Here is an 18518-nt window from a genome sequence, read left to right as displayed (position 1 = left end):
ACCCGTTCTCTGAAAGCCCGGCTACCCGCCTCTACAAAACCGGCGACCTCGCCCGCTGGCTGCCTGACGGGACGCTGGACTATCTGGGGCGTAACGACTTCCAGGTCAAGGTGCGCGGTTTCCGTATCGAACTGGGGGAAATCGAGTCCCGGCTGGTACAGTGCCCTGGGGTTCAGGAAGCAGTGGTGCTCGCCCGTGAGGATGTCCCGGGGGATACCCGTCTGGTGGCCTACATTCAGCCTCAGCCCGAAGCGGTGCTGGAACCGGCCGAACTACGCCAGCAGCTCTCGACACATTTAGCCGACTATATGCTGCCTAGTGCCTTTGTCACGCTCGAGACTTTCCCGCTCACGCCAAACGGCAAGCTGGATCGTAAGGCACTCCCTGCACCTGAACGTTCCGCCGTGGTAACACGCGACTATGAGGAGCCTGTCGGGGACATTGAAACGGCATTGGCTGAAATCTGGCAAGACCTGTTAGGGTTAGAACGGGTGGGACGGTATGACCACTTTTTTGAACTCGGCGGCCATTCATTGCTGATTGTCAGTTTGATTGAAAAACTGCGTCACCTCGGCTTAAAACTCGACGTTCGTAGCGTATTTACCGCACCGACGCTCATCGAACTGGCTGATGCCGTTCAACACGACCGGGGCGAACCCCGCTTCACGACGCCAGACAAACTGATCCCCGATGATGCTGAACGAATCACGCCGGACATGTTGCCACTGGTAACCCTGTCGCAGCAGGATATTGATGCTATTGCTGATACCGTGTCTGGCGGCGCCGCCAATATACAAGACATCTATCCTCTGGCTTCACTACAGGAAGGGATTCTTTTCCATCATCGCCTGCATCCAGATAACGATCCCTATGTGGTATCGGCGCTCTTGCGGGTCGAAAATCAGACGAAGCTGGATGCGTTTATTGCCGCATTACAATCCGTGATTAACCGGCACGATATTCTGCGCACGTCAATTCATTGGACGGAATTAGCGCAGCCGGTTCAGGTGGTACATCGCCACGCGCCGCTGAATGTGCATCATCTGGAACCAGAAAACCGCAACGATGTGGTCACCACGATGCGAGATCGCGTCGTTTCCTCACATACCTCAATGGATTTGTCTCAGGCACCCTTAATGCATTTGTATGTTGCGCCTGATTCAACATCACCGACGCGTTATGTCCTGCTTCAATTTCACCACATTATTGATGACAACCTTTCATTGCGTCAGCTACTCGCGGAAACCACTGCGTTTCTACAGGGAAAAGGTGAGGCGCTCCCACCCTCATTCCCGTATAGAAATTTTGTGGCTTACTCCCGTCAGGAGGAGAAAAACCAGGCAGCAGAAGCATTTTTTCAAGACTATCTGGCGGACATCGACGAAGTTACGGCACCGTTTGGCGTGGCAAATATTCAAGCCAGCGGTGAAAGCGCTACAGAAGCGCGTCAATCACTGAGTCCCGAATTTTCACAAACGATCCGTGACGTTGCCCGTCGGTTCGGCATCAGTCCGGCTGCACTGTTCCACGCCAGTTGGGCATTGGTTATCGCCCGCACCAGCGGACGGGACGATATCGTATTCGGCACGACATTATCCGGGCGAATGTCAGGTCTCGATGGCAGTACAACGGCATTAGGCATGTTTATCAACACGCTTCCCTTCAGGATAAAACTGGCAGGGATGAGCGTGGCTACGCTGGTCAACACCGCGAATGACATTTGCGCCAATTTATTACGCTATGAGCAAACCCCGCTGTCCACTGCCCAGCGATGCAGCGGGCTCGGCACGATGCCGCTGTTCAGTGCCTTGCTCAATTGCCGCCACACTAATGACAGAGGTGTCGAAGCGCCGAATTTAAGACAGTTCGGTGTAGAAAGCCTGTTTAGCCGTGAACGCACCAACTACCCATTGGGCATCTCAATTGATAATAATCGTGAGTATTTTTCGCTCTCAACCCAAACTATCAGTCCTATCGACCCGAATAGGGTGAATGCCTATCTGTTGCAGGCAATAGAACAGATCGTCTCTCTATTAACCGCTGCGCCGGAAACGCTGGCGGAGGCTATCGACATATTGCCGGCCTCAGAATACGAACAATTATCGGTGGGCTTCAACGCAACCCATCGTGATTTCCCTGATGGTGCCTTAATCCATCAACGGTTTGAACAACAGGTTGCCCAAACGCCTGACGCGATTGCGGTCATGTTCGACACGCAGACGCTCAGCTATGACGAACTTAATCGTCGCGCCAATCAGTTAGCCCACCATCTCCTTTCGCTCGGCGTGCAGCCGGATGACCGTATCGCCATTTGTGTAGAACGTAGCGTGGAGATGATCGTCGGTCTATTGGGTATTCTTAAAGCGGGTGCGGCTTATGTACCGCTCGATCCTGCTTATCCAACCGAGCGTCTGACCTACATGCTGGATGATGCTAAACCGGTCGCACTGTTAACCCAGACAGCGTTGATTGAGACGCTGAACAGCACGTTGCCGCTGGTGATACTGGATGATCCGCAATCCGCCGCCTTTAAGTCTGCCTCGCAAGACAATCCGGATGCGGATGCGCTGGGGCTAACGCCACATCATCTGGCTTATGTTATCTATACCTCAGGCTCCACCGGTCAGCCGAAAGGCGTGATGATCGAGCATCGTAGCCTGTGTAACCTGGCTAACGCCCAGATTCACGCATTTGGCATCACTGAAAATAGCCGGCTTTTACAGTTTGCTTCTTTCAGTTTTGATGCCTGTATCTCCGAAGTGACGACCACGCTGTGTCAGGGAGCCTGCCTCGTTCTGGCCTCTCGTGAGGCGTTATTGCCCGGTGACGCGTTACTCAATACGCTACAAACACAGGCTATTACTCATGTGACGCTCCCGCCAATTGCTGCCAGCGCCTTGGATCACTCCGCTGAGCTTCCTGATTTGACGACTCTGATATTCGCGGGCGAGGCGTGCCCTCCGGCACTAGCCAAACGCTGGGCAACCACGAAGCGGGTCATTAACGCGTATGGCCCAACGGAAAGCACCGTCTGTGCAACGATCTATCAATACTCTCACACCGGGGACGATTTTCTGCCCATCGGGAAACCGATCGACAATACCCACGTTTATATTCTTGATGCGAAGGGTCAACTAGCCCCCCTTGGCGTCGCTGGCGAAATGTATCTGGGCGGCGTCGGTATTGCGCGCGGCTACCTCAATCGCCCCGAACTGACCGCTGAGCGCTTTATTCCCGATCCGTACTCCGACCAATCCGATGCCAGAATGTATAAAACCGGCGACCTTGGCCGCTGGCTGCCCGATGGCAATATAGAATATTTAGGTCGTAATGATTTTCAGATCAAACTACGCGGTTTTCGTATTGAGCCTGGCGAAATCGAAGCGCGTCTCATGGCCTGCACTGGAGTACAGGATGCCGTTGTTATCGTCCGGGAAGATAACCCTAACGATAAACGGCTGGTTGCCTATATCCGGCCCCATACCGGTGCTGAAATCGAACCGGCCACATTGCGTCTGCAGCTCTCACAGCATCTGGCCGAATATATGTTGCCCGCCGCGTTTGTCACACTGGAACAGTTTCCACTAACCCCGAACGGGAAACTTGACCGTAAGGCGCTCCCCGCACCTGACCAACTTTCTGTTGCAACCCGCGGCTATGAAGCGCCGCAAGGAAGCATCGAGATCGCATTGGCGGATAGCTGGAAAACGCTACTGCGGCTGGATCGCGTTGGACGCTATGACCACTTCTTTGAACTCGGCGGCCACTCGTTAATGGCCGTCAACTTGATAGAGCGGCTGCACCATCTGGGTTGGACAATTGATGTCAGCCGTATCTTCTCTACGCCGGTGCTGTGCGAGATGGCGCAGGCGGTACAAGCGAATCATGACAAACCGGCGTTCTCGGTGCCGCCTAACCGTATTCCCAAACACTGCTCAGCGCTCACGCCCACGATGCTACCTCTGGCTACACTCACTCAGGCAGAGTTGGACACCGTTGTCGCTACCGTATCCGGCGGCGCGGCCAACGTGCAGGATATCTATTCTCTCTCGCCGCTCCAGCAAGGCATTTTGTTCCATCATCGCCTACAAGAGCAGGGTGACGCCTATCTGCTTAACAGCTTGCTGGCCTTTGATAACCGCGAGCGGCTTGATACGTTTCTGCACGCCCTGCAACAGGTTATCGATCGCCACGATATTTTGCGTACCTCGTTCTGCTGGCAGGGGCTGACTCAGCCGGTTCAGGTTGTATGGCGTCACGCACCGCTGCCAGTGAGTACGTTTGTCCCAGCCTCAGACGACAATATTCTCTCGCAGTTGAAAGCCTACACCGACCCGCGCCATCGTCGCCTTAAATCTCAATCAGGCACCGCTGCTCTCCGCCGATATCGCCCATAATCCGGCGACGGGTGAATGGCTATTGGCATTTGGTTTCCACCATTTGGTTGGCGACCATATGACGCTGGACCTCATCGTCAGTGAAATCACCTCACTGCTTCAGGGACGCGCGGAGACGCTACCACCGTCGCTTCCCTATCGTAATTTTATTGCTCAAATCCTGAGTGTACCGCCCTCTGTTCATGAACAGTACTTCCGTTCTCGTCTGGCGGACATCGATACGCCAACCGCACCTTTCGGCATATTGCAGACGCAAGACGACAGCGAACAGATAGCTGAAGCACGTCTTCCTCTGGATACCGCATTAGCACTGGCGATTCGCCAACAGGCTCGCCAACTCGGCATCAGCCCAAGCGTGTTGTTCCATGTTGCCTGGGCACAGGTGTTAGCCCATGTCAGCAACAGCGATGATGTGGTGTTTGGTTCCGTATTCCTCGGTCGTTTGCAAGGAACGGCAGGGGCAAGTCGAATTATGGGGATGTTTATTAACACGCTACCTCTGCGTATCACCCTCGCAGACCGCAGCGTGCTGGATGTTGTGCAGGAAACCTATCGCGATTTAACCGCGCTTCTGGAACACGAGCAGACACCGCTAACACTGGCGCAACGCTGTAGCGGCGTCATGCCACCAATGCCGCTGTTCAGTGCGCTATTCAACTACCGTCATAGTCAGCCGGGCACAACGACAGACAGGGTATGGCGTGGTATGCGTTTGCTCACAGCGGAAGAACGTACTAACTACCCTTTCACGCTTTCAGTTGACGATCTTGGCGAGCGGTTCCGTCTGGTTTCTCAGGCTATTGAAGGGGTCGATCCACTGCGCCTTGCGCGCTATCTGGAAACCGCAATTCAGGAGTTAATTGAGGCGTTAGCCACTGAGCCACAGCGCCCTATTATGACGCTGCCAATCCTACCGGACAGTGAACGCCGGCAGGTCATGCTCGACTTCAACGCCACCGACGCCGATTTCCCGCAGGATGCACTCATCCATCAGCTCTTTGAAGACCAGGCCGCCCGCTCGCCCGAGGCCATCGCCGTCCTCTTTGAAGACCAGCACCTCTCCTATGAGGCGCTCAACCGCCGTGCCAACCAGCTCGCGCACCACCTGCTGTCGCTCGGCGTAAAACCCGATGACCGCGTCGCCATCTGCGTCGAGCGCTCTCTCGACATGGTCATCGGCCTCCTCGGCATTCTCAAGGCCGGCGCCGCCTATGTCCCGCTCGACCCCGGCTACCCTGCCGAGCGTCTCGCCTACATGCTCGACGATGCCGCCCCCGTCGCCCTGCTCACCCAGGCCGGCCGCCACGAGCTTCAGACCGGCTCCCTTCCGCTCATCCTGCTCGATACCGCTGACTTCAGCACGCTGAGTGACGACAACCCCGACGTCGCCGGACTCGACGCCCACCATCTGGCCTACGTCATCTACACCTCCGGCTCCACCGGCAAGCCCAAGGGCGTCATGAACAGCCATCGCGGCCTCTGCAACCGGCTCGTCTGGATGCAGAACACCTATCGCCTCACCCCCGATGACCGCGTGCTGCAGAAAACCCCCTTCAGCTTCGACGTCTCCGTCTGGGAGTTCTTCTGGCCCCTGCTCTACGGCGCACGCCTCGTCATGGCTCGTCCCGACGGCCACAAGGATGCCGCCTACCTCGCGCAGCTCATCGAGCGCACCGGCATCACCACCCTGCACTTCGTCCCCTCCATGCTTCAGCAGTTCGTCCAGTGGGCCGATGCAGACTGTGCCTGTGACTCCCTGCGCCGCGTCATCTGCAGCGGTGAAGCCCTCCCGGCCGAGCTGCAGCAGCGCTTCTTTGCCCGCTTCAATGCCCAGCTCCATAACCTCTATGGCCCCACCGAGGCCGCCATTGACGTCACCTTCTGGGCCTGTCAGCCTGACGACCACCGCAGCTTTGTGCCCATTGGCCGCCCCATCGCCAATACTCAACTCTATATCCTCGACGCCCTCGGCCAGCCCGTTCCCCTCGGCGTCGCCGGTGAGCTCCATATCGGCGGGGTCGGCGTCGCCCGCGGCTACCTCAACCGCCCCGACCTCACCGCCGAGCGCTTTATTCCCGACCCGTTCAGCGACCAGCCCGGAGCCCGGCTCTACAAGACCGGTGACCTTGCCCGCTGGCTGCCCGACGGCAGCATCGAATACCTCGGCCGCAACGACTTTCAGGTCAAGCTGCGCGGCTTCCGTATCGAACTCGGTGAAATCGAAGCCCGCCTCATGCAGTGCCCCGGCGTGCAGGAGGCCGTCGTCGTCGCCCGTGAAGACAGCCCCGGTGACACCCGGCTGGTCGCCTACCTCTGTCCGCAGCCCGGCGTCACTCCCGACCCCGCCGACCTGCGTCAGCAGCTCAGCCTGCATCTGGCCGAGTACATGGTGCCCGGCGCGTTTGTCACCCTCGACGCCTTCCCGCTTACCCCCAACGGCAAGCTGGATCGCAAGGCGCTGCCCGCCCCCGACCAGTCCGCCGTCGCCACCCGCGACTATGCCGCACCGCAGGGTGAGGTCGAAACCGCGCTGGCCGCTATCTGGCAGGAGCTGCTGGGGCTGGCGCGCGTCGGCCGCCACGACCACTTTTTCGAGCTCGGCGGTCACTCGCTGATGGCCGTCAGCCTGATTGAGCGACTCCGTAATGTGGGCCTGACGCTGGACGTGCGCAGCATTTTTTCCGCACCGGTGCTGAGTGAAATGGCACAGGCAGTGCTGGCGCATCAGGATAAACCGGCTGTAGTGGTGCCGCCCAACCGCATTCCGGCAGACTGCACCGCCATCACGCCCGACCTGCTGCCGCTGGTGACGCTCACCCAGCCGGAGATCGATACCGTGGTGGCTACCGTCGCTGGCGGCGCCGCCAACGTACAGGATATCTACCCGCTTTCGCCTCTGCAGGAAGGCATACTCTTCCACTATCGCTTTCAGGAGCAGGGTGACACCTACCTGCTGTATCACTTGCTGGCGTTCCAGGATCGCGCTCGTCTTGATGCCTTTTTAGATGCGCTTCAGCAGGTTATCGATCGCCACGATATCCTGCGCACCGCCGTGTGCTGGCAGGGACTAAGCCAGCCTGTGCAGGTGGTCTGGCGTCAGGCAGTCTTGCCTATCAACACCTTTGAACCGACGTCATCAGATGACGTTCCGGCTCAGTTGAAGAAACAGACCGACCCACGCACCCGCCGTCTTAATCTGAATCAGGCACCATTGCTCTCGGCCGACATTGCTCACGATCCGACAACGGATGAATGGCTACTAGCGCTGCGCTTCCACCATCTGGTCTGTGACCATATGACGCTGGCACTGATCGTCGGTGAAATCCGTCAGCGGTTGCAGGGCCAGCAGGACGCCCTGCCGACGCCACTGCCGTACCGTAATTTTATCTACCAAACCTTAAGCGTCCCGAACACGGAGCATGAGGCCTATTTCCGCGAACGGCTGGCGGATATTGACGCGCCGACAATTCCTTTTGATTTACTGGATATACAGGGAGAAGGCGAAAATATCGCTGAAGTCCGCATGCCGCTTCCTGCGCCATTATCCAGCGCGATATATCAGCAGTCCCGTCGTTTAGGGATCAGCCCCGGCGTGCTGTTCCATGTGGCCTGGGCGCAGGTGCTGGCGCAGACCAGCGGCCGTGACGATGTCGTCTTCGGCACCGTGCTGTTAGGCCGTTTGCAAGGTTCTGCGGGTGCCGACCAGGTCATGGGGATGTTTATCAATACGCTGCCGCTGCGGATTTCTCTTGCCGAACGCAGCGTTTTGGACGCGGTACAGGAAACCTATCACGATTTGACAGCGCTGTTGGCACATGAGCAGACACCGCTTGCGCTAGCCCAACGCTGTAGCGGCGTGGCACCACCCATGCCGCTATTCAGCGCCCTCCTCAACTATCGCCATACGCAGATAAATAAAGATACCCGCCCTTGGGAAGGCATTCGGGTGCTGACGGAAAATATACGTACCAACTATCCGTTTACGCTTTCGGTGGATGATATCGGGGACGGGTTCAGTTTCCTGGCACAAACCAGCACAGAAATCGATCCTGCGCGAATCGCTCACTATCTGCTCACCGCGATCCACGGTCTGGTTGAGGCATTGGAGAACGAGCCACAGCGCCCGGTCCTGACGTTATCCGTCCTGCCGGAAAACGAACGCCAGAAACTACTGGTCGATTTCAACGCCACTGATGTCGTACGACCTGACTCTGCACTGGCCCACGTGCAGTTCGAAGCACAGGTTAAACGCACCCCTGACGCCACAGCCGTGATATTTGAGTCGCAATCATTGAGCTACGACGAACTTAACCGTCGAGCCAACCGCCTCGCCCATCACCTGCTCTCACTCGGCATACAGCCGGACGATCGGGTCGCGATTTGCGTTGAACGCAGTCTGGAGATGGTTGTCGGTATGCTGGCGGTACTCAAAGCAGGCGGAGCCTATGTGCCGTTAGATCCGTCTTACCCCGTTGACCGTCTGACTTACATGCTGGAGGATGCCGCCCCTGTCGCCCTGCTGACGCAAACCGAGCTGGTCACCCAGTTGGGTAGCCATCTCCCTGTGATCGAACTCGATAATCTGCCAGCCGCTATCGCTGACGAGTCACCAGACCATAACCCTGAGCCAGGATCGTTCGGCCTGACGCCACGCCATCTGGCCTATGTTATTTATACTTCCGGTTCTACCGGCAAGCCGAAAGGAGTGATGGTTGAGCATCGCAGTATGTGTAACCTGCTTAGCGGACAGATAGAGGCTTTGCATATTGCAGCAGACAGCCATGTGATTCAGTTGGCTTCTTTCAGTTTTGATGTCTGTATGCAGGAATGCTGCATGACGCTGCTAGCAGGTGCGACGCTCTACCTTGCCGAACGCGCGGCTATCCTGCCGGGGGCAGCACTTCGTCAAACGCTGGAAGACAATACAATTACGCACATGCTGATAACACCGACAGCATTGGCGGCACTGGATGGACTCCCGGAAACATTACAGACGCTGGTCGTCGGCGGTGAAATTTGCCCACCTGCCTTAGTCAAACGCTGGGCAGCCGGACGGCATATGTTTAACGCCTATGGTCCGACGGAAACCACCGTCTGCGCCACGCTTTATCCGTGCAGTATTCAGGATGAAAGAGAACCTTGCATTGGTCGCCCGCTTGCCAATACGCGGATCTATATTTTGGATCCACAAGGCAAACTGGTTCCCATCGGCGCGACCGGAGAGATTTACATCGGCGGCATCGGCGTCGCACGCGGCTACCTTAACCGCCCAGCGTTAACGGAAGCGCATTTTATTGCCGATCCATTTACCGATAATCCCGATGCCCGCCTCTACAAAACGGGCGACCTGGGTCGCTGGCTGCCGGATGGTAATATCGACTATCTGGGCCGTAATGACTTCCAGGTGAAAGTACGCGGCTTCCGTATCGAACTGGGGGAAATTGAAGCACGCCTTATTCAGTGCACGGGCGTGAAAGAAGCTGTCGCAATCGCCCGAGAGGATGAACCGGGGGAGGTTCGTCTGGTCGCTTATCTCATTGCACAGCCCGGCGTTGGGCTGGTGCCAGCCGAGCTGCGTCAGCAACTGGCTCACCATTTAGCCGAATATATGGTGCCCAGTGCTTTTGTCACGCTTGATACTTTTCCGCTCACGCCGAATGGCAAACTCGATCGCAAAGCGTTACCCGTTCCCGATCAGACAGCCGTAGTGACCCGTACCTACGAAGCGCCCGTGGGTGAAAAAGAAACCGTGCTGTCGTCCATTTGGCAACACCTGCTGGGCTTAACGCATGTCGGACGCCGGGATCACTTTTTCGAACTCGGCGGCCATTCACTGATGGCGGTTAACCTGATTGAGCGATTGCGTAATCTGGGTTACCGGCTTGATGTGCGTAGCGTCTTTGCGTCACCAACGCTCGCCGATATGGCGGAGTCGATGCAGGTACAGCAGGAGAGTAATCTCAGCAGCGTTGCGGCTAATCTCATCCCCAACGATTGCAAACAAATTACGCCCGACCTGTTGCCGCTGGTCACACTGTCTCAGAATGAAATAGACGCTATCGTAGATAGCGTACACGGTGGCGTGGCCAATGTGCAGGATATCTATCCGCTCTCTCCCTTACAGGAAGGCATTTTATTCCATCATCGGTTGCAGGCGCAGGGCGATGCCTATCTACTCACTAACCTTGTCGCTTTCGATACCCGTGAACGCCTCGATGACTTTTTGGATGCGCTACAGCGCGTCATCGATCGCCACGATATTCTGCGCACCGCTCTCTACTGGCAGGGATTAAATCAGCCCGTACAGGTTGTCTGGCGTCAGGCACCGTTGAGCGTGAATACGTTTATTCCTGCGCAAACAGAGCACGTTCTGGCGCAGTTAAAGGCATACACCGATCCCAGCGTTCGTCGGCTTAACCTGAATCAGGCACCGCTGTTTGCCACCGATATTGTTCACGACGCTGAGCGGAATGAGTGGCTACTGGCACTGACCTTTCATCACCTCATCGGTGATCACATGACGCTGGCGCTAATCATTGAAGAAGTGCGACTGCTATTGCAGAACCGTGGCGACGTACTACCGACACCGTTGCCCTATCGTAACTTTATTGCGCAAAATCTCAGCGTCCCCACGTCAGCACATGAGGACTATTTCCGCAGCCGCTTGGCTGATATCGATGAACCTACTGCCCCCTTCGGTTTGCTGAATATACAAGGTGACGGAGACAATGTCGTGAAAGCCAGCCAGCTACTCGCCCCGTCGCTCGCCATGGCAATCCGCAAGCAGTGCCGCCAGTTAGGTATCAGCCCGGGTGTTCTGTTCCACGTTGCATGGGCGCAGGTGCTGGCACAAACCAGCGGTCGCGATGATGTCGTCTTCGGATCTGTGTTGCTGGGGCGCCTCCAAGGGTCGGCCGGCGCGGATCGGGTCATGGGCATGTTTATCAATACGCTGCCGCTGCGCCTCTCACTTGCCGAGCACGGCGTGCGGGATATCGTTCAATCCACCTACCGCGATCTCACCGCCCTGCTTGAACATGAGCAAACCCCGCTTTCCGTGGCGCTGCGCTGTAGCGGCGTGACGCCTCCTCTACCGTTGTTCAGTACGTTGCTTAATTACCGTCATAGCCAGACAGGGGCAAATGACAACAGCGCCTGGAGCGGTATAAAACTTCTGGCGACCGAAGAACGGACCAACTACCCAATCACACTGTCCGTAGACGATCTGGGAGAAGGATTTAGTCTGGTGGCACAAACCGTCAGCGAGATCGATCCCGCCCGCATCGTGAATTATATGATGACGGCGTTACGTGGACTCGTTGAGGCGTTAGCCATTGATCCGCTACAGCCTATTCTTGGCTTATCAGTCTTACCGGAAGAGGAGCGTAAAACGCTGCTGGTCGACTTCAACGCGACCGAGGCCGAGCTCCCACGCGAGCTGCTTCATCAGCTCTTCGAACAACAGGCTGCGCGGACGCCAGATGCCATCGCTGTCGCGTTCGAAGAACAGTTGCTCAGCTACGCGGAACTCAACCGCCGTGCCAACCAGTTGGCCCATCATCTGCGTTCTCTGGACGTAAAACCGGATGACCGCATCGCGATTTGCGTCGAACGCAGCCCGGAAATGGTGGTCAGTCTGCTGGGTGTTCTCAAGGCTGGCGCAGCCTATGTGCCACTTGATCCGTCCTATCCGGCAGAACGTCTCGCTTACATGTTGGATGATTCTGCCCCGGTCGCACTCCTGACACACTCATCACTGCTTGAGTCGTTGCGTTGCGATCTGCCGACAATTCTGCTGGATAACGCTTCCCTGTTCGACGCCTACCCAGAGAGTAATCCAGAGGCCCAGACGTTCGGGCTGACGCCTCACCATCTGGCCTACATCATTTATACCTCGGGTTCGACAGGGAAACCCAAAGGCGTCATGGTTGAGCACCGCAACATTGTGGCATCGACTTACGCCCGACAGTTAACCTACCCCACGTTCGAACGGGTATTGCTGCTGTCCTCGATTGCCTTTGACAGCGCGCTTGCCAGCGTATTTGGCACGCTCACGCGCGGAGGAAGCCTGTATCTACCAGAACAGGCGATAACCGTCGATCCGACAGCCATTCTACATATGCTTCATGAGCACCGCATTTGCTGTCTTTTGTGCGTGCCATCTTTGGCCCTGAGCCTTTTGCAGATGAGCCACAATGAGGAACTGACCTCTCTGCAAGCGCTGATTGTGGCGGGTGAACGCTGCCCGCCGGAAATCCACACCGCGATTGAACAGCTCGGTCTGTCAACCGCACTGTATAACGAATATGGCCCCACAGAAGCCGCCGTGTGGGCGTCCGTCTACCCAGTGGCGTCGTCCGAGACGTTCCACGAACGATTCACCGTGCCAATTGGTCACCCTATCGCCAATAGCCAGATCTATATTTTGGATCCGCAGGGACGCCCCGCTCTGCTCAATGTCGCCGGGGAAATTCACATCGGCGGCGCAGGCGTGGCACGGGGCTATCTGAATCGCCCAGATCTGACGGCAGAACGCTTTATTCCCGATCCCTTCTCACATGAGCCAGAAGCCCGAATGTATAAAACCGGCGATCTCGGCCGCTGGCTGCCGGACGGTAATATCGACTATCTGGGTCGTAACGATTTCCAGGTCAAGGTACGCGGCTTCCGTATTGAACTGGGTGAGATTGAGGCACGCCTCATGCAGCTTCCTAACGTGCAGGAAGCGGTGGTCGCCGCGCGCGAAGACATCCCCGGTGATACGCGTCTGGTTGCCTACCTTCGCTCTCAGCCTGGTACCGATCTCAATCCCGCCGATCTGCGTCAGCAGTTGGCAGAACAGTTGGCTGAGTACATGGTCCCCAGTGCCTTTGTCACGCTCGATGCCTTCCCACTCACTCCAAACGGCAAGATTGACCGCAAAGCGTTACCCGCGCCGGATCAATCTGCCGTCGCAACACGCGGCTATGTCGCACCGCAGGGAGAACTCGAAACCGCATTGGCCCAGATCTGGCAAGATCTCCTGGGGCTGGATCGAGTTGGTCGCCATGACCAGTTCTTCGAGCTTGGTGGCCATTCCCTGATGGCAGTCAGCCTGATTGAGCGGTTACGCAATATCGGCCAGACACTGGACGTTCGTAGCGTGTTCTCCGCTCCTGTGCTCTGCGATATGGCGCAGGCCATACTAACCAATCGCTCAAAACAACCTCTGGTCGTTCCTTCTGGCCTGATTTCACCGGACTGCACGGCCATTACACCGGAACTGCTGCCGCTGATTTCACTTTCTCAGCGTGATATCGACGCGATTGTCGCGACCGTTCCCGGCGGCGCGGCCAATGTGCAGGACATATACCCGCTTGCGCCGCTGCAAGAAGGGATCTTGTTCCATTATCTGCTTCAGGAACAGGGAGATACCTACCTGTCGCAAACCGTGATTGCTTTTGATAAACGTGAACGTCTTGATACTTTCCTCAGCGCGCTACAACGCGTTATCGAACGTCATGACATCCTGCACACCGCCGTCTGCTGGCAGGGACTTAGCCAGCCTGTCCAGGTGGTCTGGCGTCATGCACAGTTACCGATAAACACGTTGGAGATCGACTCGGACGATGATGTGCTCGGTCAGCTACGCGCCCATACCAGCTCGCATACGCGCCGTATCAACCTGAGTCAGGCACCGCTACTCACCGCGGATATCGCTCACGATGCGGCCAATCAGGAATGGCTGCTGGCGCTAGGCTTCCATCATCTGGTCTGTGACCACATCACACTCGCCCTGATGATTGACGAGATACGCACAATCTTGCAGGGCCATGATGATGATCTGCCAACGCCGCTGCCTTACCGTAACTTTATCGCTCAGATTTTAAGTGTGCCGATGTCCGCTCATGAAGCGTATTTCCGCTCCCGGCTGGCTGATGTAGAGGCACCAACCGCGCCTTTTGGTCTGATCGATATAAAAACGGCTGGCGAGCATGTGGACGAAACCATGCAGTATCTTGAGCCTGCATTAGCACAAGCAATACGCCACCGGGCAAACCGACTGGGCGTCAGCCCCAGCGTCCTGTTCCATGTGGCCTGGGCACAGATGCTGGCACACATCAGCAATCGTGATGATGTGGTGTTTGGTTCCGTCCTGCTTGGACGTTTACAGGGGACGGATGGCGCAGACAGGGTCATGGGGATGTTTATTAACACACTGCCGCTGCGCATATCTCTTAACGACCGCAGCACAATTGATGTCGTACGTTCAACCTATGATGAACTCATCTCGCTTCTGGAGCATGAACAAACGCCGTTGGCGCTGGCACAACGATGCAGTGGCGTCATGCCGCCGCTCCCGCTGTTCAGTGCGTTATTCAACTACCGTCATAGTCAGCACAGTGCCGCTAACAGCGACACAGCCACCAGAGTCTGGCAGGGTATGCGTCAGTTGACCGTAGAGGAACGCACCAACTACCCGTTAACCGTATCAGTAGACGATCTCGGCAAAAATTTCCGTCTGATTGCCCAAACCAGTCCAGAAATCGACTCTAACCGTATCACCCAGTATCTGGAAACCGCGATTCAGGGGTTAATTGAGGCGTTAGCCACCGAGCCACAGCGCCCTATTATGACGCTGCCGATCCTACCGGACAGTGAACGCCGGCAGATTATGCTCGACTTCAACGCCACCGACGCCGATTTCCCGCAGGATGCTCTCATCCATCAGCTCTTTGAAGACCAGGCCGCCCGCTCGCCCGAGGCCATCGCCGTCCTCTTTGAAGACCAGCACCTCTCCTATGAGGCGCTCAACCGCCGTGCCAACCAGCTCGCGCACCACCTGCTGTCGCTCGGCGTAAAACCCGATGACCGCGTCGCCATCTGCGTCGAGCGCTCTCTCGACATGGTCATCGGACTCCTCGGCATTCTCAAGGCTGGCGCCGCCTATGTCCCGCTCGACCCCGGCTACCCTGCCGAGCGTCTCGCCTACATGCTCGACGATGCCGCCCCCGTCGCCCTGCTCACCCAGGCCGGCCGCCACGAGCTTCAGACCGGCTCCCTCTCGCTCATCCTGCTCGATACCGCTGACTTCAGCACGCTGAGTGACGACAACCCCGACATCGCCGGACTCGATGCCCACCATCTGGCCTACGTCATCTACACCTCCGGCTCCACCGGCAAGCCCAAGGGCGTCATGAACAGCCATCGCGGCCTCTGCAACCGTCTCGTCTGGATGCAGAACACCTATCGCCTCACCCCCGATGACCGCGTGCTGCAGAAAACCCCCTTCAGCTTCGACGTCTCCGTCTGGGAGTTCTTCTGGCCCCTGCTCTACGGCGCACGCCTCGTCATGGCTCGTCCCGACGGCCACAAGGATGCCGCCTACCTCGCGCAGCTCATCGAGCGCACCGGCATCACCACCCTGCACTTCGTCCCCTCCATGCTTCAGCAGTTCGTCCAGTGGGCCGATGCAGACTGTGCCTGTGACTCCCTGCGCCGCGTCATCTGCAGCGGTGAAGCCCTCCCGGCCGAGCTGCAGCAGCGCTTCTTTGCCCGCTTCAATGCCCAGCTCCATAACCTCTATGGCCCCACCGAGGCCGCCATTGACGTCACCTTCTGGGCCTGTCAGCCTGACGACCACCGCAGCTTTGTGCCCATTGGCCGCCCCATCGCCAATACCCAACTCTATATCCTCGACGCCCTCGGCCAGCCCGTCCCCCTTGGCGTCGCCGGTGAGCTCCATATCGGCGGGGTCGGCGTCGCCCGCGGCTACCTCAACCGCCCCGACCTCACCGCCGAGCGCTTTATTCCCGACCCGTTCAGCGATCGGCCCGAGCCCGACTCTACAAGACCGGTGACCTTGCCCGCTGGCTGCCCGACGGCAGCATCGAATACCTCGGCCGTAACGACTTTCAGGTCAAGCTGCGCGGCTTCCGTATCGAACTCGGTGAAATCGAAGCCCGTCTCATGCAGTGCCCGGGCGTGCAGGAGGCCGTTGTCGTCGCCCGCGAAGACAGCCCCGGTGACACCCGGCTGGTCGCCTACCTCTGTCCGCAGCCCGGTATTGAACTGATGCCTGCCGAGCTACGTCAGCAGCTCTCGACACATTTAGCCGACTATATGATCCCGTCAGCCTTTGTCATGCTGGATACTTTCCCACTGACGCCAAACGGTAAACTGGACCGCAAGGCGCTGCCCGCGCCCGACCAAACGGCCGTCGTCAGTCATGGCTATGAAGCGCCACAAGGCAAGGTGGAAACGAAGCTGGCGCACATCTGGCAAACGCTACTGGGTCTGGAGCGGGTAGGACGGCATGACCACTTCTTTGAACTTGGCGGCCATTCGCTGCTGGCAGTACAGTTGCTCAACCATATGCGTGAACAGGGAATGGAAGTATCACTCGCCACCCTCTTCTCTCATCCCACGCTGTCCGAACTGGCCTTCGTGGTTGGCAGCGATACCTCACCGACATCAGACTCGCCGTTTGATGTGAATCCTGTGCCGCTCAGCCCTGAAGGGAATCTCCTGCCGCTATTCCTGATACACGAGTCGACGGGAGATCCGTTAGTTTATTCAACCTTCGCCACGCTGCTACCACCAGCCTTGCCCGTCTACGCGCTACAGTCGCTAGGCCTGCATGCGCTGCCGTCACCGCCAGCGTCTATTGAGGAACTGGCGACGGACCATCTGAATGCGATCCGTCGTATTCAGCCTCATGGCCCTTATCGCCTTGCCGGATGGTCATTAGGTGGATCGATTGCCTATGAAATCGGGCTACAGCTGATTAATAGCGGCGAGGAGGTCGCGTTTCTTGGCATGATCGATTCCTATAACTTCAATCGGACAGACGCGCAGTCTGGTGAGCCAAAAAGCGTCTATTCCCACAGGGGCTTAAGCGACGAACAGGAAAATATCAATATCATCCTCGTCTACTTACGTAGTCACATGACGACAGCCGATGAACACGAGTTGGAGGATCTGCGCACGCTGGGAGACATCGAGCTAATCATTGCGCGCTGTCATGAACGTCAATGGCTTCCGTCCGGTATTACAAAAGAGGATATTCTTCTACGCATCAACAGCCAAAGAGCGATCTTGCAGTTGTCTGAACATTACCGGGCTCCGGCTTCAATCCTGCCGGTTCACCTCTACCGTTCAGAACACACCACCGATGACGATATTTGGGGGGAATGGCAGGGCATCGTCGGTAAGGATTCCGTGCTTCATCCTATTGGTGGAACTCACTACACGATCATGCAGCCGCCCTTGCTGAATCAGGTTGCCGACTCATTTAGCGAATTCCTGTTACCGAATGACTATGTGCCAAACATCGTTATCCAGAACGGCACGCCGGGCGCGCCTCCGCTCTTTTGTATCCCTGGGGCGGGTGCCAATGCTTCCAGCTTTATTGAACTGGCGCTGGCGCTGCCGACGCAACAACCCGTGTGTGCCTTGCAGGCGCGCGGCCTGACAGAAATCAACCAACCGCCTTACATCAGCGTAGAGGGGGCTGCACGAGCCTATCTTCAGGGAATACGGCAAAAGCAACCTCATGGGCCTTATCACCTGCTCGGGCATTCCTTTGGCGGATGGGTCGCCTTTGAACTCGCATTACAGCTACAGGCACAGGGAGAATCGGTTGCCAGCCTGATACTGGTGGATACCGATGCTCCCGACATTCAGGGGTGCCCGCCAAAATCAATCGATCGCGTTGAGACGATCATGAAATTGATCGACATCTACAACATGATTCTGACGCAGCCTTTAGCGCTGACGCGATCTCAGTTTGTGGATATGGCACCGGAGGAACAGATCAAACAGCTGCACCGCGCTCTGGTAAAAGCCGGTATTTTCTCTACGCACACGACCACATCGCTGTTGCAGGGAATTGTTCAGGTTATGCAGGCCAATCTGAACACGGTGTATACACCACGCACTCACTATGAAGGTGACATCTATCTGGTCAGTGCCAAAGAGGGGGATACCGATGAAAGAACGACGAACGACAGCGAATGGAGGAAGCATGTTACCCAGTTAGACCCGGTATTGATGCCGGGCAACCACATGACGATGCTCTCTATGCCACAGGTAGAACGGCTTGCCGACTGGTTATGGCAAACCCTAAACCCTAGAAAATAG

At 57.1% G+C, this 18518-nt stretch carries 3 protein-coding genes (1 of these 3 running past the window's edge); all 3 read left to right on the top strand.

Annotation, left to right across the window (positions count from 1 at the left end; genetic code table 11):
* Tightly spaced (each overlapping or abutting the next), the 3 genes in view from HP572_RS04630 to HP572_RS04620 form a layout consistent with a single transcriptional unit that may run on beyond the window.
* A protein-coding gene (locus tag HP572_RS04630) for a non-ribosomal peptide synthetase (RefSeq protein ID WP_256462092.1) crosses the window boundary here: on the top strand, window positions 1-4397 show its 3' portion. Its footprint begins 2632 nt before the window's first position; the window shows 4397 of its 7029 coding nt (coding positions 2633-7029); its start codon lies beyond the left edge, outside the window; its stop codon occupies window positions 4395-4397.
* The gene (locus HP572_RS04625; RefSeq protein WP_371745320.1) at window positions 4342-16452 is read left to right on the top strand and encodes an amino acid adenylation domain-containing protein; all 12111 of its coding nucleotides are present in this window, start codon (window positions 4342-4344) and stop codon (window positions 16450-16452) included. The genes HP572_RS04630 and HP572_RS04625 overlap by 56 nt, the downstream gene beginning before the upstream one ends.
* Window positions 16347-18518: an alpha/beta fold hydrolase gene (locus tag HP572_RS04620; protein WP_240584892.1), complete on the top strand. Its 2172-nt coding sequence runs from the start codon at window positions 16347-16349 to the stop codon at window positions 18516-18518. The genes HP572_RS04625 and HP572_RS04620 overlap by 106 nt, the downstream gene beginning before the upstream one ends.

Source organism: Pectobacterium sp. PL64 (assembly GCF_022477975.1).
Classification (GTDB): domain Bacteria; phylum Pseudomonadota; class Gammaproteobacteria; order Enterobacterales; family Enterobacteriaceae; genus Pectobacterium; species Pectobacterium jejuense.
Note: the sequence above shows the minus strand (reverse complement) of the source record. Positions and strands in the feature narration are given on the sequence as shown.